Annotated in this window: 19 protein-coding genes and 1 tRNA gene; 5 read left to right on the top strand and 15 right to left on the bottom strand. The window is 33.0% G+C overall.

The annotated features are described in order from the left end of the window. The first annotated feature begins 1 nt into the window (after nucleotide 1). Nucleotides 2-1927, top strand: a complete 1926-nt coding sequence (locus AC1EUV_RS08690; RefSeq protein WP_480198309.1) for a tetratricopeptide repeat-containing sensor histidine kinase — start codon at nucleotides 2-4, stop codon at nucleotides 1925-1927. A 3-nt stretch (nucleotides 1928-1930) separates the two neighbouring features. Here AC1EUV_RS08690 and AC1EUV_RS08685 read toward each other — a convergent pair whose 3' ends face one another. Together AC1EUV_RS08685 and AC1EUV_RS08680 are read right to left on the bottom strand one after the other, a co-directional pair. Next, nucleotides 1931-2113, bottom strand: coding sequence for a hypothetical protein (locus tag AC1EUV_RS08685; protein WP_480198308.1), 183 nt, complete (start codon nucleotides 2111-2113; stop codon nucleotides 1931-1933). 207 nt (nucleotides 2114-2320) lie between these two features. Continuing rightward, nucleotides 2321-2920: a ribonuclease HII gene (locus AC1EUV_RS08680; RefSeq protein WP_480198307.1), complete on the bottom strand. Its 600-nt coding sequence runs from the start codon at nucleotides 2918-2920 to the stop codon at nucleotides 2321-2323. 106 nt (nucleotides 2921-3026) lie between these two features. Between AC1EUV_RS08680 and AC1EUV_RS08675 the strand changes: the two genes are divergently transcribed. After that, on the top strand, nucleotides 3027-5003 hold the full coding sequence (locus AC1EUV_RS08675; protein WP_480198306.1) for a putative porin: 1977 nt from the start codon (nucleotides 3027-3029) through the stop codon (nucleotides 5001-5003). Here AC1EUV_RS08675 and nhaC read toward each other — a convergent pair. Next, the gene (gene nhaC / locus AC1EUV_RS08670; protein ID WP_480198305.1) at nucleotides 5000-6499 is read right to left on the bottom strand and encodes a Na+/H+ antiporter NhaC; all 1500 of its coding nucleotides are present in this window, start codon (nucleotides 6497-6499) and stop codon (nucleotides 5000-5002) included. The genes AC1EUV_RS08675 and nhaC overlap by 4 nt on opposite strands. Before the next feature lie 141 nt (nucleotides 6500-6640). Here nhaC and AC1EUV_RS08665 point away from each other — a divergent pair, with 141 nt between their 5' ends. Both AC1EUV_RS08665 and AC1EUV_RS08660 read left to right on the top strand, forming a co-directional pair. Then, nucleotides 6641-7222, top strand: coding sequence for a DinB family protein (locus AC1EUV_RS08665; RefSeq protein ID WP_480198304.1), 582 nt, complete (start codon nucleotides 6641-6643; stop codon nucleotides 7220-7222). A gap of 152 nt (nucleotides 7223-7374) precedes the next feature. Then, complete coding sequence (locus AC1EUV_RS08660) at nucleotides 7375-8103, top strand: DUF6843 domain-containing protein (RefSeq protein WP_480198303.1); 729 nt, start codon at nucleotides 7375-7377, stop codon at nucleotides 8101-8103. Between the two features lie 201 nt (nucleotides 8104-8304). Here AC1EUV_RS08660 and AC1EUV_RS08655 read toward each other — a convergent pair. The 8 genes from AC1EUV_RS08655 to AC1EUV_RS08620 form a co-directional block, all read right to left on the bottom strand. Continuing rightward, nucleotides 8305-8382 (bottom strand) — tRNA-Val (locus AC1EUV_RS08655). A 58-nt stretch (nucleotides 8383-8440) separates the two neighbouring features. Continuing rightward, nucleotides 8441-9649, bottom strand: coding sequence for a bifunctional folylpolyglutamate synthase/dihydrofolate synthase (locus AC1EUV_RS08650; protein WP_480198302.1), 1209 nt, complete (start codon nucleotides 9647-9649; stop codon nucleotides 8441-8443). A 1-nt stretch (nucleotide 9650) separates the two neighbouring features. Then, entirely contained in the window at nucleotides 9651-10535 is an 885-nt protein-coding gene (locus AC1EUV_RS08645) for an energy transducer TonB (protein WP_480198301.1), read from the bottom strand. A gap of 1 nt (nucleotide 10536) precedes the next feature. Continuing rightward, nucleotides 10537-10923 carry an ExbD/TolR family protein gene (locus tag AC1EUV_RS08640; protein WP_480198300.1) on the bottom strand — a complete coding sequence of 129 codons (387 nt, stop codon included), beginning with the start codon at nucleotides 10921-10923 and terminating at the stop codon, nucleotides 10537-10539. 10 nt (nucleotides 10924-10933) lie between these two features. After that, nucleotides 10934-11635 (bottom strand): MotA/TolQ/ExbB proton channel family protein, encoded by a 702-nt coding sequence (locus AC1EUV_RS08635; protein ID WP_480198299.1) that lies wholly within the window; start codon nucleotides 11633-11635, stop codon nucleotides 10934-10936. Between the two features lie 103 nt (nucleotides 11636-11738). Further along, nucleotides 11739-13136 carry a sodium:proton antiporter NhaD gene (nhaD, locus tag AC1EUV_RS08630; RefSeq protein ID WP_480198298.1) on the bottom strand — a complete coding sequence of 466 codons (1398 nt, stop codon included), beginning with the start codon at nucleotides 13134-13136 and terminating at the stop codon, nucleotides 11739-11741. A gap of 30 nt (nucleotides 13137-13166) precedes the next feature. Then, the gene (locus tag AC1EUV_RS08625; protein WP_480198297.1) at nucleotides 13167-14393 is read right to left on the bottom strand and encodes a Glu/Leu/Phe/Val dehydrogenase dimerization domain-containing protein; all 1227 of its coding nucleotides are present in this window, start codon (nucleotides 14391-14393) and stop codon (nucleotides 13167-13169) included. 128 nt (nucleotides 14394-14521) lie between these two features. Continuing rightward, nucleotides 14522-15592 carry an anhydro-N-acetylmuramic acid kinase gene (locus AC1EUV_RS08620; RefSeq protein WP_480198296.1) on the bottom strand — a complete coding sequence of 357 codons (1071 nt, stop codon included), beginning with the start codon at nucleotides 15590-15592 and terminating at the stop codon, nucleotides 14522-14524. A gap of 94 nt (nucleotides 15593-15686) precedes the next feature. On the opposite strand from AC1EUV_RS08620, the gene AC1EUV_RS08615 reads away from it, so the two are divergent. Beyond that, nucleotides 15687-16829, top strand: a complete 1143-nt coding sequence (locus AC1EUV_RS08615) for an acyl-CoA dehydrogenase (protein WP_480198889.1) — start codon at nucleotides 15687-15689, stop codon at nucleotides 16827-16829. Here the strand turns inward: AC1EUV_RS08615 and AC1EUV_RS08610 are convergent. The 4 genes from AC1EUV_RS08610 to AC1EUV_RS08595 are packed head-to-tail and all read right to left on the bottom strand — an operon-like array spanning nucleotide 16807 to nucleotide 20948. Continuing rightward, on the bottom strand, nucleotides 16807-17607 hold the full coding sequence (locus tag AC1EUV_RS08610; protein ID WP_480198295.1) for a tRNA pseudouridine synthase A: 801 nt from the start codon (nucleotides 17605-17607) through the stop codon (nucleotides 16807-16809). The genes AC1EUV_RS08615 and AC1EUV_RS08610 overlap by 23 nt on opposite strands. A 6-nt stretch (nucleotides 17608-17613) precedes the next feature. Then, complete coding sequence (locus AC1EUV_RS08605) at nucleotides 17614-18486, bottom strand: sugar phosphate nucleotidyltransferase (RefSeq protein ID WP_480198294.1); 873 nt, start codon at nucleotides 18484-18486, stop codon at nucleotides 17614-17616. Further along, a complete protein-coding gene (locus tag AC1EUV_RS08600; protein ID WP_480198293.1) occupies nucleotides 18483-19580 on the bottom strand; it encodes a mevalonate kinase family protein in 1098 nt (365 codons plus the stop codon). The genes AC1EUV_RS08605 and AC1EUV_RS08600 overlap by 4 nt, the downstream gene beginning before the upstream one ends. Nucleotides 19581-19583: 3 nt before the next feature. Continuing rightward, the gene (locus tag AC1EUV_RS08595; RefSeq protein WP_480198292.1) at nucleotides 19584-20948 is read right to left on the bottom strand and encodes a Gfo/Idh/MocA family protein; all 1365 of its coding nucleotides are present in this window, start codon (nucleotides 20946-20948) and stop codon (nucleotides 19584-19586) included. Nucleotides 20949-21018: the final 70 nt, after the last annotated feature.

Here is a 21018-nt window from a genome sequence, read left to right as displayed (position 1 = left end):
TATGAAAAGAATTGTCTGTGTCATATTAATAATTTTTAGTTTTCTAGAACATGGTTATGCTCAAAAAAAGAAGCAAGACTATATAAAAAACTCCGACAGCTTATTAATAACTAGACCAGGCACTTACAAAGAGATGAATAATCTCTTACGGTTTTTTAGAAATGACACTATAAAACTACGATCGATAATCAAAAAATTTGATGATAACAACTATTTGGTAGGTAAATCTTATGTATTGAATTTATTAGGAACTCGTTATAGAAACATTTCAGAATATCAAAAAGCAATAAAAATTCATCAACAAGCTTTAGAAGCTGCTGAACAAGCGAAAAGTGTAGAATTCAGAGTATTTAGCTTAAATATGTTAGGTGTAGATTATCGTAAAATGGATGCCAACAGAACAGCGTTAGATTATAATCAAGAAGCCTTATCGATTGCTGAAAAAGTTGAAAACCCAAATCTCGGTCTTCGTAGAAGCATAGCTGTTTCTTATAATAGCATGGGTAATATTTACTTATTATTAAAGCAATATGACTTAGCAATTCAACAATTTAATAAATCTCAAGCGATTGAAAGAAGTATTAATAATCGATTAGGGTTAGCCATCAATAACCAAAACATTGGTTACGCCAAAGAGCAACACGGACTGCTTGACGAAGCTTTAGTACATTACAAAAGCTCAATAGTAATAAATGAAAAGATATATAATAAGATAGGCATAGTAATTTGTAATGGTAGCATTGCTCGCATCTACATTAAACAAGACAAACCAAAAGAGGCCATTGATGTTATCAAAAAAAGTTTGCCAATAGCTATAGATTTAGGTAATAACGACTATCTATCAACACAATATATCTATTTAGGTTGGGCATATACTAAATTAGGTCAATTTAATATGGCTGATAAAAACTTGAAAAAAGGATTAGAAATAGCAAAAAAGTATGGAATATCTACTTCCATTTCTGAAGCCTATACTCATTTATCAGAACTATCAGCAAAAAGAAATGATTACAAGAATAGCCTTGCTTATTATAAGTTAGCTGAAGAATTTGATGAAAAAATCTCTGATGAGCGCACAACACAATATGTAAATGATCTTATTATAAAGTATGATAGTGAAAAGAAAAATAACCAGATAGAAGTACTTGGTAAACAAAATGAGATTGCCAATTTAAGCCTTAGGAAGAATAGAAATATTTGGTTGATAAGCTTAATTGCTTTAACCCTTCTAGGTGCAGTTCTATACTTCTTATACAGACAACGATTGCTAAAAAATGAAAAAAGAATTCTAACTCTTGAACAAGATCTTTTACGGATTCAAATGAACCCACATTTTATTTTTAATGCGCTTAATTCCATTAAATTATATATAATAAATAATGAACAAAAAAATGCTGTTCACTACCTTAATAAGTTCTCTAAATTAATTCGAAAAATATTAGATGCATCATCGGTTAAAGAAACTAGTTTAGCCGAAGAACTAGAAACTATGAATCTATACATGAGTATAGAGAATATACGTTTTTCGAATGAAATCGAACATGAAATTAATGTTGACCCATCTATAAATTTAGAAACTATTAAAGTACCTCCACTAGTCTTACAACCATTTTTAGAGAATTCTATTTGGCATGGATTGTCTTCTAAAAAAGGAACTAAAAAAGTGTTAATCTCTGTAAACAAGTCTAACAAAGAGTTTGTTGAGATTTCTATAGAAGACAATGGAATTGGCAGAAAAGAATCTGCAAAAATTAAAGCGAAAAAAGTAATACATAGAAAATCTATAGGTATAGATTTAACACGTGAACGATTAGAAAATTTTGTAAAGAATTTTAAGAATACTTTTTCCCTTACCTATAAAGATCTTGTAGACAATAACGACAATGCAATGGGTACCAAATTGATAATACAAATACCACTGTATTAAAACTTATTTTTTAGTTTTAACAAAGTTCTTCTTTAGACCACTTATGTAGAAAAGTAGAACTACACAAGCTTCTACAGCTAACAATACCCAAATATTTACACCTGTTAAAAAGTTAGCAATCGAATCAGTCATTAATGCGAACATATTTATAAAAATAAATGCTATTAAAACAATAGAAGTTTTCATGCTTTTAAAATTTAGTCAAAAGTAACCCGTTAGACATAGAAAAGTCAAGAGGAAAAACCCTGTTTTAGCACAGGGTTTTTCCTCTATTTCTTCTTCATAACAATTTTATAGAATGTACTTTTTCATAGACACTACAAATGTAAACTCAAAACATAATAAGAGTATAAACATATGTAACAGAATATTAAACATATGTAACATTGAAGTTTAAAAATCTAGTGTAAGCTGTTCTGGCAACAATCTAAATGATTTTCTATGATGCTCTGTAATACCAAATTGCCTAATAGCTTCTCGGTGCTCTTTAGTAGGATATCCTTTATTTTTTTTCCAATTATATTGTGGAAATTTATCGTGAATCTTTTGCATATAATCATCGCGATAGGTTTTCGCCAAAACCGATGCAGCTGCAATACTTAAATATTTACCATCACCTTTAATAATAGTTTGATACTCTATTTCCTTATACTTTTTAAATCTATTACCATCTACAATTATGTATTCTGGTGTTAATTTTAAATCATCAATCGAACGATGCATTGCGGCAATTGAAGCATTTAAAACATTAATAGTATCTACCTCACCTTGCCAAACAAAATTTACTGCATAAGATAATGCATGTTCTTCAATAAAAGGTTTTAGGCTTAAGCGTTGTTTTTCGGTTAATTGTTTAGAATCATTTAAAAATGGATGTTCAAATTCTTTAGGTAAAATTACAGCAGCAGCTACAACTGGACCCGCAAGACAACCTCTACCGGCTTCGTCAGTTCCAGCCTCAAGTTTATACCCTGAAAAATTGTGTAATAGCATCTTAAATCGTTCTCTCAAAAATAGCCTAAATGTTAAAATATGGCTTTATTTTTTGGCAAAACTTTTAAAGTAAATAGTTTACCTTTGTCATCCTATAATTAGGAGTATGCAAAAATCGGTTTTCGTATTATTTTTCTTACTAACCACCTACTTTACATTTGCTCAGATCGTTCCTAGAAAACCTGGAGGGAATGATAATTTTAATAACTTTCAACAAGACGATACCCTTAGAAATCCTAAAGAGCAAAAAATAAAACTTTCAGCTAAAACAACGTATAAAGATTATAAAGTCATTTCTTATAAATATGATACCACTTACGTGGATACTACTCTATCACAATTAAAATATAATAAGTTCAATTATATACGTAAAGATAATTTCGAGTTGTTACCTTTTAACAATCAAGGTCAAACTTTTAATAGTTTGGCTTATACTTTTAATGATGCATCACTTTATCCATCTTCTGGAGCTCGTGCCAAGCATTTTAATTATTATAATACTGAAGATATTAATTATTATCGTGTAGCTACACCAACTACAGAATTAGCTTATCGATCTGGATTGGAACAAGGACAATTTCTAGATGCACTATTTACCTTTAATACATCTAAACGCTTAAATTTTTCGATTGCCTATAAAGGATTACGTTCTTTAGGTAAATATCGTACTTCTTTAAGTAGTCATGGTAATCTACGTATTACTACAAATTATCGCACAAAAGATGATGTCTATAACTTTAGAACGCATATAGCGGCTCAAGATTTAACCAATGATGAGAACGGAGGGTTAAGTCCAGAATCACTTATCAATTTTCAAACCAACGACCCAAATTTTGATGATCGCGCTCGCCTAACCACAAATTTTAATGATGCTGAAAATCTCTTACGTGGAAATCGTTATTACTTAGAACATGACTATAAAATTTGGCAACGGAAAGATTCTTTAAACAATACCAAAACATATTTAAAGGTTGGTAATATTCTAAATTTTGAAAGTAAACATTACGATTATAGACAAACAAATAACTATGAGGGTTTTGGCGATTCCTTTAATGCCAGTGTAAATGATAAGTTAGAGAATACAATTTTTAAAGCTCAAGGGTATTTAGCTCTAAAATCGCCTATTGTTTTGGGCGAGGTAAAATTTAAAGCCGATTATTATGATTTTCAGCATAAATATGCTAGTGTAACTACTATTGCAGGAAATCTCATTCCAGATAACCTTAGCGGGAATACAATTGCCATTGGTGGTGAATGGAAAACCAAATTAAAAAAATTCAACATTGATGCCGATGTTTCTACTATAGTTTCTGGTGATCTTACAGGCAACAATATCAAAGCATCTGCAACCTATGTACGGGATAGTCTTTTTACTTTTAAAGGAACTTTTTTTAATAACAATAGGTCACCAAATTTCAATTTTTTATTAAATCAAAGTAGCTACGTTGCTTACAACTGGAATAATGATTTTAGAAATGAAATCACTCGTAGTCTTATCTTTGATCTAAGATCAGACAAGTTATTAAATGCTTCAGCACAAATAACTCAATTAGATAATTACACCTATTTTGTAGATGCTGCAACCTCACTAACTGGGCAAACAGAGCCATTACAATCTGATGAAACTATTAATTATCTAAAGATTAAAGTATCCAAAGATTTAAGGATCGGAAAATTCGGCTTCGATAACACAATTATGTATCAAAAAGTTACCGATGGAGAATCTATTTTTAGAGTACCAGAGTTTGTTACTAGGAATTCTCTTTATTTTGCCGATCATTTGTTTAAAGGTGATCCGGTATATATAGAAACCGGGGTGACATTCAACTATTTTTCCAAGTATTTTGCCAATGCATACAACCCGGTACTGTCAGAATTTTATTTGCAAAATGAACAAGAAATTGGAGGATATCCTGTTTTCGATTTCTTTATCAACGCTCAAATACAACGTACACGTTTATATTTTAAATTAGAACACTTTAATTCTAGTTTTGGTGATACAAACGATTATTTTTCTGCACCTAATTATCCTTATAGAGATGTGGTTTTCCGTTTCGGAATTGTTTGGAACTTCTTTATTTAAGCAACAACTGTTTTAGTAGTAAGCTGTTTTATTTTTATATGAAATGCTGCAAATAGCAATGTCATAAAAGGGCTTAACCAGTTAAAGATTGCATAAAAAGCATAGTCTACTACTGGAACACCTAGTACACCACTATGATATGCACCACAAGTATTCCAAGGTACAAGAACGGAGGTTACAGTACCAGAATCTTCTAAAGTTCTACTTAGATTTTCAGGTGCTAAACCTTTATCCTCATAAGCTTTTTTAAACATCTTTCCAGGTACTACCAATGCCAGATATTGATCACTAGCCGTAACATTTAGAGCTAAACAACTTGCCACTGTACTTGCAAATAATCCAAATGTAGTAGTTGCTAATTTTAACAAAGCGTCGGTAATTCTAGTTAAAGCACCAATGGCATCCATTACACCTCCAAAAACCATGGCACAAATGATCAACCAAATTGTGCCTAGCATACCTTTCATCCCTCCGGCAGAAAATAAATCATTTAATTCTGCACTAGAAGTTACAACGGCAGAGTCAACTGTCATAGCATTCATTACACCTTTATAAGCAGATGTAAAATTTAACGAATCTGCACCTGCTACACTTGCTACAATATCAGGTTGTGCAATAATAGCCGCCGCGCCACCCAACAATGTGCCAATCATTAAAGCAATTAAAGGGGGTGTTTTTTTAACTATCATAGCTATTACAATAATGGGTACTATAAATAACCAAGGCGTTATATTAAAAGCTCCATCTACTGCAATTAATTTATCAGATATATCTGGGCTACCTGTTGTTTCTATGGTTAAGCCAATAATAATAAAAACAATTAGAGTAACTGTAATTGTTGGTACAGTTGTATAAGCCATATACTTAATATGGTCGAACAATTCACCACCTGCCATTGCTGGTGCCAGGTTGGTAGTATCACTTAAAGGTGACATTTTATCGCCGAAATAAGCACCAGAAAGCACGGCTCCAGCAGTCATCCCAAGTGATATCCCTAAGGTATTACCAATACCAATTAAAGCTATACCAACTGTAGCAGCTGTTGTCCAAGAGCTACCTGTAGCTATAGAAATAATGGCACAAATAATAACACATGCAGCTAAAAATATTGTTGGGTTTAATATTTGTAATCCATAATAAATCATAGAAGGAATAATACCACTGATTAACCAGGTACCCGCTAAAGCACCTACCATCAATAAAATAAGTAAAGCGCCTGTTGTAGATTTTACATTTTCGGCAACTTCTTCTATCATTCGTTTATAAGACACTTTGTTTCTAAACCCTACTATGGCCGCAACTGCCGCTCCTAATAATAATATAAACTGATTACTTCCGCTTAAAGCGTCATCTCCATAAACAAAAAATACATTGTAAAACAACATGATTACCAGTGCAATCACCGGAATCAATGCTTCCCAAATGCTGAGCTCTTTGTTTTCAATTACTTTTTGATCTTCAATTTTAATCTCAGAAATATTATTATCGTCGCTCATAGGGTTTAATTAAAGGAATGTAATGATACAAAGAAATCTAAAACTGTGCAATCTGACCTAGCGTGTAGAAATAGAAATAAGTGATCACATTGTTAGAATAATTTCTTAAATTTAACTATTCACTAAAACTAAATAGAAACGATGAAAAAATTAACAAACTATCTTTTAATTGCTGTTATTGCAATTAGTACTGTTGCTTTTATAAGCACTAAAAAAGCTGCAACAAGTTTTGATATTGAAAAAGCTGAATTTATGGAGCTTTTAGAAGAAACTAAATCTTATACCATTGAATTGGCAGAGGCTATGCCAGCCGATAAATATACGTTTAGACCACATGATTCTATTAGAAGTTTCGGCGAGCAAATGGCGCATATAGGTATGTCTTCTAAATTTTTATTAGACATGTTCGTTAACGGCGCACCTATGCCAAGTAGAGAGGCTTTCGCTGAAGCTGCTAAAATGGAAAAAGAAATGGGTGCAGATAAAGAAAAAGTAATTGCTACCATTACTGCAACTTTTAAAGACATTAAGGATACTTATAAGGGTATGAGCGAAGAGCAAATGAAGGAAACTTTTAAAGTTCCTTTTGATCCTAAGCAGCCAGAATTTTCTAAGAAAAAAGCTTTTAGTTTTATTAAAGACCACATGATTCATCATAGAGGGCAAGCATTAGTAGGTTTACGTATGCAAGGTATTAAAGCACCTCAATATAGATTGTATTAATAAACTATATTAAATAGAGTTAAAAAACCCACTCAAATTGAGTGGGTTTTTAATTTAGCTTGATTCTTAAATAAAAATCTACGAACTTCGCTTATCAGCCGATATAGTTCATTAAAACGGAACCATATCTAAACGTTGGGCACAATATCAAAATGACCGAAAATTCAAGCAACACTTTATTTTATTGCGGACTAATTTTACTTTCGTTAGGTGCATTTGGACTGACTTTCGCAGCTTTTTATGCTATAATTGGTTTGCCTATTTTCCTACTTGGAATTATCTTGATTTTAATCGCTTCAAAAAGGACCTGGAAACAGAGATTAATAACTATCGGACTATTTGTTGTTGCGATTATAGCATTTTGGCCAATTTGGAGAGCAATAAAGACTGTTGGACCCGAAACATTTCTGATTCCTGAAAATTATTATGGAAAAGTGAATATAATATTTAAACCAGGCTGCGGAAAACATCTAGAAAAAACAGAAGAAGGCCTAGTTTACAAAGTTCCAAATGACGGAATACTAATTCTTGACAATGAGTTAAAATTTGGACTAATAGATCACTCTTACTTTTACGTTGACGAAAGTGGAAATCGAACTGAAATTCCGAAAATGGATGTCAGAGATTTTAATGAAGAATGGACTTTGGAGAAAAATCCAAATGAGCCATCTAGAGACAAGCTGGGAATTTTTCATTGGGGAAGAACTGGCAGTATTGGAAGTATGATTAATGAAAAGGGGGAAGTAACTAATAAAGACGAACAATACAAATTTCTTGAGTTTTATGTTTCAAATTATACTGACTTGTCGAAAGAATATACATTCAAGTACGACCAGAAATTTGACTCAATTAAAAAAGTAAAACTGAAGGAATGTAAATAAAACTACTGTGCCCAACAACGTGTATAGTTCATTGCTTCGGATTTTCCCTTCGGAAAATCACTCGCAAAAGAACTATCGGCAGTTTTATTTACTAAATTCGTCGCTAAACCAAACGCAACAAACCATATACAAACCGATAAGCGAACAAATAAAAAGAATTACTCAAACAAAAAATCCACTCAAATTGAGTGGATTTAATTTTGGTGGGCAATGAGGGATTCGAACCCCCGACCCCCTCGGTGTAAACGAGGTGCTCTGAACCAACTGAGCTAATTGCCCTAAGCGGATGCAAATATAATTTAGTTTTTAATTATAGCAAAGATTTTAATGAAAAATATCATAAAACTTCTGCCACTACAAAAGTACTGCCACCAATAAAAATTAAGTCGTTTTTAACAGCGTTTTTTAAAGCAGATTTATATGCCTTATCTACGGATGCATATTTTGAACCTTTTAGTTTAAATTTATTAGCAATTTCTTGTAACTGATAGGCGTTTAAACCACGAGGAATATCTGGTCTACAAAAATAATAGCTAGCATCTTTAGGAAATATTGGTAGAATGGTCTCTAAATTTTTATCATTTACCACACCTAAAACAATATGCAAATTTTTATAATCTTCATTTAATAATTGGCCTAACACATAAGTAAGACCTTCTTTATTATGCGCTGTATCACATATAACTTTAGGCCTTTCTTGCAATACTTGCCAACGGCCCAATAAGCCTGTATCCTTAACTACATTCAGTAGTCCCGTTTCAATATGCTGTTTAGATACTTCAAATCCACTTAGTTGATCAATTGTAGCAACAGCTGTTCTTACATTTTTAGTTTGGTAGCTTCCTAAAAGATCAGTTTTAAAATCTTCTTCTATCGTTTCTGCCCAAGTAATTGAGGTATCTCTTTCTTTAGCAATTCTTTTAAATAGATCTTTTATTTCCTCTTGCTTTTCACCCACAACCACAGGAATACTTTCTTTTATAATTCCCGCCTTTTCAAAAGCTATTTCTGGCAAGGTTTCTCCTAAAAATTGGGTATGATCGTATCCTATATTTGTTATTACAGAAATTTCTGGTGTTATAATATTAGTTGAATCTAATCGACCCCCTAAACCAACTTCTATAATAGCAATATCTACTTCCGCCAAAGCGAAATAATCAAATGCCAAGCCAACAGTCATTTCAAAAAAAGACAATTTTTGTTGATCTAAAAATTCTTGGTTAATAGAAATAAAATCAATCACGTTTTGCTCAGAAATGACCCTGCCATTGATTTTAACACGTTCTCTAAAATCTTTTAAATGAGGCGAAGTATACAAGCCTACTTTATAACCTGCTTCTTGTAAAATAGAAGCCAACATATGACTTGTAGAACCTTTGCCATTGGTACCAGCTACATGTATACTTTTAAATTTTTGATGCGGATTACCAAGATGCTTTGCTAAAGCCAGTGTATTTGTTAAATCTTTTTTGAAAGCGGTTTTACCTTGACGCTGATACATTGGAAGCTTAGAAAACATCCAATCTAAAGTTTCTTGATAATTCAATTTAATTTGATAAAGAGAAGTTATAAATAATTGAACCTACTTGTTTTGTTGGTGCCTTACTATCTGAATTAAAGCGTGTTTTTAACGCTGCTTCTTTTGCTCTTGTCAATAAACAAGAAGCCGAATTCGTAGTACCCTTAATACCAGGTGTTGCGGCGATAACTCTACCAGATTTATCTACCGAAATGCTTACCACTACTCTACCTTCTTCGTTACAATCGTAAGTTGGTTTAGGTTTAGAAACAGCTTTTCTGTTACTCAATCTGTAGTTTCCGCTATTACCAGTTCCTCCAGTTCCGTAATAACCACTAGCATTAGGATCTCCATTTGGATTGCCTTTGTCGCCAGCTTGATTGTCATTACCTTCACCTCCTGATGCCGTTCCATCTGAATTATTTACACCACCCATTAAGGCGTCTAATTTTTTTCGCTTGGCATCTTGTTCTGCTTTTTTACGAGCTTCTGCTGCTTTACGAGCTCGCTCTTTACGTTCTGCCTCGGCCTTCGCTTTTCGTGCTGCTTCTTCAACTCTACGCTTTTCTGCTTGCTCTTGTTTTAATCGTATGGATTCTGCTGATTCTTGAGTTACAACTTTTTCGGTTGCAGCTTCCGATACTGATTCTTCTATAGGTGTTTCTTCAATTACTTCCTCTTCTACTTCTGTTTCTTCTACAACTTCTTCTTGAGGAGCAGATTTTATTGGTTCCGTAGGTTGAATATTACCACTACCGACATCTGTTGTTCCGAAATTAACAGCAATTCCTAATTCTTCTGGCGGGTCTAAATATTTCATACCAAACGTAAAAATGATAAACAGTAATAATCCCATAATAATGGTTGTTATTACAGCCGATTTTCTTTTATGTCTGGTATCTAATAATGCCATACTACTTTGGTCTTACTGCCAAAATTACTTTAAATTTATTTCTATTAGCAATATCCATCACTAAAACTGCTTTTTCTATGGGCACTGTTTCTTCTACTCTTAACAAAACAGTTGGGTTTTCTCTATCAGCTAATAGTTTTCTTAACTCTCCTTCAATATTACCCTCTGCGGTTTGTCTATTGTTCACATAATAGTTTTCATTCTTCTTAATACTAACAGCTATATGCTGTGTATTTGTAGATTTTCCTTTTGCTTTTGGCAGGAGTAAATCTAATGCATTAGGTGTACTTGCCGTTAACATAAAAAATATGAGTAGCAAAAACACAATATCTGTCATAGACGACATACTAAATTCTGGGCTAACTTTATTTCGATTCTTAAAATTCATTTTTTAAGAATTAAGCTGGTTCATTCAAAAGGTCTAAAAACTCAACAGCCTTAGCTTCCATGTTATGAACCACTTTATTGGTTCTAACTACTAAGTGGTTATAAGCCATATAGGCTATAATACCTACAACCAATCCTGCAACGGTCGTTGTCATTGCTGTATAAATACCAGATGCCAACGAACCCATTTCGGCTTGACCGCCACTAGTAGCCATTTCATGAAAGGCAAGAATCATACCAACCACCGTACCTAAGAAACCTATCATTGGTGCTGCACCAGCAATAGTCGCAAGTACGCTTACATTCTTTTCTAGTTTATAAATTTCTAAACTACCTGCATTTTCAATAGCCTTATTAATATCTTCTAAAGGTTTACCTATACGAGAAACTCCTTTTTCAATCAACCTTGCGGCTGGAGAACTAGCTTGCGCGCATAAGATTTGAGCAGCCTCTAACTTTCCGTTAGAAACATGATCTCTAATCTGATTCATAAAATTCTTATCTGTTTTGGAAGCCGCTTTTATAGCAAAAAAGCGTTCGAAATAAATGTACAGACCAATTACTAATAAGACTAGTAAAACGAGGATAACTATTTGTCCTCCTAGACCACCATCCATTATCAATTGATAGATAGATAATGTTTTTTCTTCTGATACAACTTCTTCTAGGTTATCTTGAGCAGATTGTGCTCCATCTTGAATACTCAAAAACATAAATTTTGTCTAATTAAGGGGAATACTATTTCTTAACGAAAATACGAGTAGAAAATTGTTTTGTTGCAAACAAAAAACCCGAGAAAATTCTCGGGTTTATTTTTTATAAAAATCCTCTCATTATTATAAAGACTATAGCGCCTGCCAGAAAGCCAATAAATGCTAGCCAACTTATCTTTTTCAAATACCAGAAAAAGTCTATTTTTTCCATACCCATTGCAACAACTCCTGCGGCAGAACCTATGATTAACATACTACCACCTGTACCAGCTGAATAGGCTATAAAGTGCCATAATGGATTATCCATTGGTTCAGAAAACATACCTAGACTTGCCGCCACCAAAGGAACATTGTCAATAACAGCAGAACCAACACCTAATAACATCACTACTAAATCTGAAACTCTGGTACCAGCCAATTCAGTCGTCATCATTGGCATAGTATCTTGTAACCAATTAGCAAAACCAAATAATTGCCCTAGAGATTCTAAAGCTGCAACCGCCAATAAAATACCTAAAAAGAATAAAATACTTGGCATTTCAATTTTTGACAAAGCTCCGTGCACAGGGCTATGTGTTGCATGATCATCATGAGCTGAAGGTTCAGTTTCAACATTGGTGATACTAAATTTTGTTTTACTATAAATCTCTGCAAAAGTAGCAACTACTGCCAACGATAACATCATACCAACATAAGGAGGTAAATGTGTAACCGTTTTAAAAATAGGCACAAACACAATAGCACTTAAGCCTAAATAAAACATTATTTTACCATGTCTTGTTGCCTCTCCTTCTGTGTCTTCTACATCTGCAATATTTCCTTTAAAAGCTTTTAATCTTGAAGCAAAAAATACGGGTACAATCATACAAACCAATGATGGAATTAATAAGTACATAATTAAATTTCCGGTTGTAACTTTTTTACCAATCCATAGCATAGTGGTAGTTACGTCTCCAATTGGCGACCAAGCTCCACCAGCATTAGCAGCAATAATAATTAGACCTGCGAACCAAATTCTATCTTCTCTTTGCAATACAATTTTTCTTAGAATAGTTATCAGTACAATAGTAGCTGTTAAATTATCAATAATAGCAGACAGGATAAATGCTAAAAAAGCAAAAATCCAAAGAAGTTTCGCCTTACTTTTTGTTCTAACAAAACTTTTAATTGTGGCAAAACCATTGAAATAATCAATTATTTCTACAATAGTCATTGCCCCTAAAAGAAATACTAATATTTCCGCAGTTTTACCTAAATGATGCAACAGTGTTTCTTCCATCCAGTGCATTTTATCATCATGAGAAAGCGAAGAAAACCCATCTACCAGTGCACCTTTAGCTGAATCAAACCAATTTGGGAATTCGTCTATGCCAAATGCTATTAATGCCCAACATATAGCCATCATTGCCAAAGCAGGAATTAACTTGTCAATTTTTAAATTATGTTCTAAGGTAATTGCTAAATAGCCTAAGACGAAGATTATAATAATGATAGATTCCATTTGGTTAGTTTTTTGTTTAAAGATATAAAATTATAGTAATTGTTCAAGTGCTATTTCAAAAGCAGTTTCGCTTATCTTATTTTTTGAAGATTTCTTTTTATAAACTTTTTCTAATGCAGTACGAATTATTTCTGATGTATCGTTAAAAATAGCTTCATCATTCATAGAAACTTTACGTTCCATAAAATAGGCGAAAACACGTGCCATACCACAATTTGAAATAAAATCAGGGATTAAACTAACTTTAGCATCAGTATGCTCCATAATATTTCCAAAGAAGATTTCTGGGTCCGCAAAAGGCACATTTGCTCCACAAGAAATTACCTCTAATCCTGTATTGATCATTTGATCAATTTGAGATTGCGTAATCAGCCTAGAAGCAGCACAAGGTGCAAAAATTTCAGTTTCCAAACTCCAGATACGTTCATTCATTTCCTCAAAAGGGATCATTTGATCTGCTATTAATGTATTTCCCTTTTTATTCAAGAAAAACTCTTTAATGTCTTCAAACGAAAATCCTTTTTCATTAATAACACCACCAGCTCTATCTATTATACCCACAACTTTTGCTCCCATTTGAGACAAATAATAAGCCGCTGCTGAACCTACGTTGCCAAAACCCTGAACAACCGCTCTTTTGCCTTTTACATCACCACCGTAAATGGAATAATAATGTTTTACTGCCTCTGCAACCCCAAAACCAGTAATCATATCTGCTACAGTGTATTTCTTAGAAACATCTGGCGTATATTGTTCACTCTCAATAACTTTTATAACTCCATGACGTAATTGACCAATTCTGTTAATCTTATCAGCCTCAGTAGGTCTAAAGTGTCCATTAAAAACTCCTTCTTGTGGATGCCAAACACCACTTTCTTCAGTAATAGGAATTACCTCATGTATTTCATCAACATTAAGATCTCCACCTGTACCGTAATAATTTTTTAATAGTGGAGCAACTGCCTTGTACCAACGTTCTAAAACATCTTGTTTTCTAGGGTCTCTAGGGTCAAAATTTATTCCAGATTTTGCGCCTCCAATTGCAGGGCCAGATACTGTAAACTTTACCTCCATTGTCTTAGCTAAAGACAATACCTCATTCATATCCAAACCTTTACGCATTCGAGTACCTCCACCTGCTGCTCCTCCTCTAAGTGAGTTAATAACTGTCCAGCCTTCTGCTTCTGTTTCTGGGTCTTTCCAATTAAAAACTATTTCTGGTTGTTTATTTTCGTATTTCTGTAATAGTTCTTTCATTTCTAATTTTATAACTTGTTCTAACTTTAGTTTGTGTTTTCTTTTCTCTTTGTATAATATTTCTTAAGCGAAGTTAAAGCTGATTCATTTTAAAATTATTTGAATTAAACCGAACAAATATAAAGTTTTTAGCAAAGCTCAGGAATGAAAATTTTCCCCGAAGAATGATCTTTTTCAGCACCGGTAACAGAGCTCAATACGTTTACTTTGCTTTGTATTTTTAACAATCCTAAAAAGGCAAAGATCAATGCTTCTTTGTATTCTATTATTTCTTTTTCAGGAATTACAATATTAGATTTACTAAGTTCTGTCATTCTTGAAATTAGAAAATCATTAAAAACGCCACCACCTGTTACTAAAACTGATTTTTTTTGAGCATAAAATTGATTAGCTATTTGCAAAGCAACATGTTCTACAAAAGTTCTCAATATATCTTTCGCATCTAAATGATAAGAATCTATCAAAGGAAAAATTTGAGCTTCGACCCATTCATAACCCAATGATTTCGGTGGTTCTTTTTTATAAAAAGATAGCTGTTCTAATTGTTGTAATAATGAATCATTAATATTTCCTTCAGATGCTAACCGTCCCTTATCATCAAATGCAAAACCTAATTTATTGACATAATGGTTTAGTACAATATTTACCGGACAAACATCATAAGCTATTCTTTTATGATTGTCCTGGAAAGAGATATTTGCGAAACCCCCTAAATTCAAACAGTAATCATAATCGTTAAATAACAATAGATCGCCTATAGGTACTAATGGTGCTCCTTGTCCTCCCAATTTTACATCTTGAGTTCTAAAATCACATATAATTTTAGAGTTAGTGATGTTTGCAATTTGTTGACCATCACCAATTTGCAAGGTATACCCTTCTTTTGGATTGTGAAAAATGGTATGTCCATGTGAAGCAATAAAATCAATTTTATCTATTTGATTTTTCTTAATAAAGTCGTTTAGTATACTCCCTAAATAATGACCTAATTCTACATTTAGTTTTTCTAAATTTTCCTCTTTAGAAGTAAAAGCATCCTTGAGTTTCTGTTTCCAAAGATTTGAATAAGGCAGAGTTGTTGAATGAATAATTTTAAAAAGATAATCTTTGTAACAGTCAAATTCTACATAAACTACATCAACTCCATCAAGTGAAGTACCAGACATTAATCCTATAGCGTAAAAATTATCTTTTAGCATATTGGTAAAAATAGGAAAACTCTATTGAAAATATGCTAGTAAAAAAGTATCTTTGAGCACATTTTTTTACGAATATAATAATAACGAATATAGAATGGATTTTAGCCTTACCGAAGAGCATATAATGATTAGAGATGCTGCTCGCGATTTTGCTCAAACTGAATTATTACCAGGCGTTATAGAGCGTGATGAAAAACAGCAATTCCCAGATGAATTAGTAAAGAAGATGGCAGAACTTGGTTTTATGGGAATCATGGTAGATCCTAAATACGGCGGAAGTGGAATGGATGCCATTTCGTATGTATTAATTATGGAAGAACTATCTAAGATTGATGCTTCTGCCTCTGTTATGGTTTCTGTAAATAATTCTCTAGTTTGTTATGGTTTAGAAGCTTTCGGTACCGAAGAACAAAAACAAAAATATTTAACAAAATTAGCTGCTGGTGAATTTATTGGAGCTTTTTGTTTAAGTGAACCCGAAGCTGGTTCAGATGCCACATCTCAAGCAACTACTGCAATAGATAAAGGTGATCATTATTTACTTAATGGAACAAAAAACTGGATTACTAATGGCGGTCGATCTGATGTTTATTTAGTTATTGCGCAAACTGATCGAGATAAAGGACATAGAGGAATCAATGCGTTTATAGTTGAAAAAGGTGCACCTGGGTTTGACATTGGTCCTAAAGAAGATAAATTAGGGATACGTGGTAGTGACACACATACGTTGCAATTTAATGATGTTAAGGTTCCTAAAGAAAACAGAATTGGTGAAGATGGTTTTGGTTTTAAATTTGCTATGAAGACTCTATCAGGAGGACGAATTGGTATTGCATCACAAGCATTAGGCATTGCTTCAGGTGCCTATGAGCTAGCATTAAAGTATTCTAAAGAACGTAAAGCATTTGGTACTGAAATTTGCAATCATCAAGCTATTGCTTTTAAACTAGCAGATATGGCTACAGAAATTGAAGCTGCACGTCACTTGGTAATGAAATCTGCATGGGATAAAGATCAAGGTAATAACTATGATAGATCTAGTGCTATGGCAAAATTATATGCTTCAAAAGTTGCAATGGAACAATCTGTTGAAGCAGTTCAAATTCATGGTGGAAATGGTTTTGTAAAAGAATATCATGTAGAGCGATTAATGCGTGACGCAAAAATCACACAGATTTACGAGGGAACTTCAGAAATTCAAAAAATTGTAATTTCTAGATCTGTTTTAAAGGAGTAATAAGATCTACTTTATATAAATGTAGTCCAGAAGCTGGAGCAATATTTCTAATAAGTTTACTGTTATTATTTCCTTTTAAACTTTCTCTTACAAAATCTAAATCGTAACTACCTTTACCTAGCTCGACTAAAGCACCCATAATTAGACGTATCTGATTTCTTAAAAATCCGTTACTCTTAATTTTTAACATATAGCTAGTTTTAGGAAAAAAAGATGCTTTAAAATCTATATTATTTTCTATTTGACAATATTCGATAGTCCTTATAGTTTTAGTTTGCTTAGATGGTTTTGTGCAGTATGTTTTAAAATTATGTTTACCTTCAAATAATTTTGCTCCTTCTTTCATCAATTCTAAATCTAAATCCTCTAAAAATCCAGCCAAAAAAGCTGCACTATAAGGATGATTCTTTTCCCCAAAAGAAAAATAATAGCGATACTCCTTTGTTTTAGGATGCTGAATAATATTAAAGTTATCATCATTAATTTCTTTAACCGATAAAACTCTTACATCATTAGGTGAATTTCTATTAAAATTTTCTAAAAATGTTTGCTCATTTATCTCTGCTTCTACAAATAATTGAAAAATATAATCTGTCGAAGAAACTTTTGCGTCAGTTCTACTAGCCCCAATACTTTTAAAATCAATGTCACCAAGAACAAACTTTAATGTTTTATCTAAAATAAAATGTACCGTCTTTAAATTAGGTTGCTTTTGCCACCCATGCAGTCTAAAACCTAAAAACTGTAATCTTACCAGATAAGTTCTATTATAATTCATTTGAAATTACCATACTTTTAGGTTTATCTTATTTATATACTCTTTAAGAATAGGTATATCTTCTTTTGAAGTTAAGTCAGGCACATGTTCAGACAATGGAATTCCAATAACACTCTCGGGGTTATCTTTTATCATATTCATTAATGCTGTTGGCAATTCTTTTTCATTTCTCTCGATGTTTACCGGGCAATCTTTTACATAGTTAAAAAATAGAGCCCCATTAAACTTAAAAATATTCATGCTTACTCTTTGTTTTCCTAAAGTATCTCTTAATTGTTGCATTTCTTTATCGGAGGGTTTTTCTTTAATATCTATTAAGAACCGATTATCATCTAAATGTAAAATTGCAAATCTGGTAATTCGATCTTGAGAAAATCTCAATCCTGCTCTGTCATAGGCAATAAGGCTACAAATATTCTGCTCTGAATTCTTAAGAAGCTCGAATGAATTGATAGAATACAAATTATCACTATTACAGACGATAAAAGAAGATTGCTTTAATTCGGGGTATTGTTCTAAGGTCTGAAATACAGCATCAGCAGTACCAAAAGGTTTCATTCTATTATTTGGAATATATTGTATTGCATAGTTTATCATAACACCTTTATACATATTACCTGATAACTTTTTCCCATAGAACTTTTTGAATAAGCTGTTTTCTTCTCTAGTTACAATATAGACGTTTTTTAAACCTGCATGTTTAGCATTAAACAAAATATAATCTAATAATGGTCTGCCCGAAGATTCGATAGTAATCAATCCCTTTGTACGTTGATTGGCTTCAGTTTTCTCTCTTTCTGACAATATAATATCGCTACTAAGGTCTTTCTTCATTCTTGAAGACATTCCTGCAGCCAAAATGATTAAACTATCTGTCATACTAAATCCTTCTTAGCCTTAACTCCATTTACAATATTAATTTTATAAGCGCTTTTCGCCCCTGCGGTGAGCATCCCATTAATTATTTTCTCTTCATTCTCTGGTTTAGTAAGGGCTACAATACATCCGCCACCGCCTGAGCCTACAATTTTTGCACCGAGTGCATCTGCCTTAAGAGAAGCATCAATCATACGGTCAATATTAGGAACTGTAATTTTCAATATATTTTTAAGAACATCATGATGTTCAGTCATTAAACTACCTATAGAATACACATCTAATTCGTCTTGTGAAAAAGCAAGCAAAGCTCGTTTAGTAATATCGTAATTCTTAATCGCGGCATAAAATATAGGTCTTAAGTCATGAGAAACAAGATTCTCATGTAAATAATAGTCTTCCAACGTCGTATCTTCAATCGCGAAAGAATCTGCTTTCTTTGAAACTTGTGCTATTGATTCTAAGGCCTTCCCTCTAAGTTTCGACAAAACACCGAGGGTCTCTTTTGGAATACCAGATTCTCCTATGATAAGTGATTGCACCGTTTTATCAATCGTTTTATGACTTCCCGTAACCGTATTTAGATACAATAGATTTCCGAGACTTATTGAGTATTGATCCATCAATCCACCAGGAGATCCGTATTCTAAAACTTCAGCTTCATACGCTAATCTGGCGACATATGACGGAGTGGTCATTTCATAGCTTCCAAAGGCTTCTAGTAAAAATCGAATCCAAGCGACTACTATCGCCGAAGAACTTGATAATCCAGCATTCACCGGTATATCACCACTGATGATAATGTCATACCCTTTATCAGGAATAACTCCATGCTTTTTCAACACTATTAATGAAGAAATAAAATAGTCACGCTCATCAATCGAAATAAATTCTGATTGTAAATTGATATGCCGTTCTTGCTGAATATCAGGCATTTTAATTTTAAAATAAGTGTCATTATTTAAGAATGCTTCCAAATAGATATATCTATTTATTGCACAGGCAATTACAGGTAGTCCTAAATAATCTTGATGATCGCCAAATAGGCAAATTCTACCAGGTGCAGAAACGTGAATATTGGTTTTTCCAGATATCACTTATTAAAACGAGTTTTTCATCCAGTTATAGGGTTTTCTTTTAATCCACATTCCTCTTGTAAAATCAGGAAAATCTTGCGGTTCTCCGTTATTTTCTATTGAAATTTCAGAGAGCGGTGTTATCGCACTCCAAGCCGCTGCGTCATAAACGTCAAGTGGCGGTGCAACATTCAGTTTCGCAGATTCTATAAATGCATGTAATACAAAAAAATCCATTCCACCATGCCCTGCTCCGGCAGCATATTCTCCATATTTTTTCCATAACGGATGATCATATTTATTGAGCCAAGCATCAGCATTATCCCATTTATGTTGTTTTGACTTTCCTTCTATATACATTCGATTTCCATCTACTTCCCAGAGACCATTACTTCCCTGCACTCTAAATCCAAGAGAATAAGGTCTTGGTAAATTACAATCATGGGTAACAATAATGGTTTCTCCATTTGTAGTTTCAATTGTCGAAGTTATAACGTCACCTTGTTTAAATTTTACCTTAGTGTTCGGGTGATCACGCCCTCCATGCTTTACAATATAATTGTGCAATCCAATACTTTTAGTGGCATTAGACGTAATGGAGGAAAAGCGATTACCCCTATTGATATTACACATAGTGGCAATTGGCCCAACACCATGAGTTGGATATACATCAGCATTTCTTAACACTGAATGTTGTGTTCTCCATTTCGACTCAGATATTCCTTTGTCTCCAAATTCTACACCTTTTCCATAAGCAGACTTACCATCATTTAGCTTCACAAAACGTAAATCATGTTGATATCCACATCTAAAATGCACCAACTCTCCAAAAATATTTTGTCGAATCATATTCAGTATCGCAAGGATATCGCGTCTATAATTTACATTCTCTAAAATCATTAAATGAGTCCCCGTTTCTTCATGTGTGTTTACCAAATCCCAACATTCTTCCATAGTATTTGCAGCGGAAACTTCAACACCAGTATACTTTCCAGCTTTCATTGCGTCTTTTGCCATTCGAGCATGCCACAACCAAGGGGTTGAGATAATCACTGCATCTATATTTTTATATTCTAGCATATTTTTATAGTCATGCTCATCCTTATAATAAAATTTTGGTAGTGGAATATTCTTCTTATTAAATATATCTTTCACAAAATCTATTCTTTTATTATCTATATCGCAAACAGCAGTAATGAGTACATCATCTCTTTGAAGTAAATTATTTAAATGATTTGTACCTCGTAGGCCAACTCCAATCAAACCAATGTTAACTTTATCATTTTGCTTCGAATGCATACCATAGGTAAGGCTAGGTGCCAACCCAATTCCTGCAGATACAATAGCAGATTTTTTGATGAAGGTTCTTCTTGATTTTTTAGTTTTCATGATGAAGGTTTTGATTATTCCTTCCTAAATTAAAAAAAATCAATGAACAAATTAGCAACTTTTTTGCATA

The sequence above is a fragment of the Maritimimonas sp. 2304DJ26-3 genome, assembly GCF_056591635.1.
This window is presented reverse-complemented; position numbering and strand designations above follow the sequence as displayed.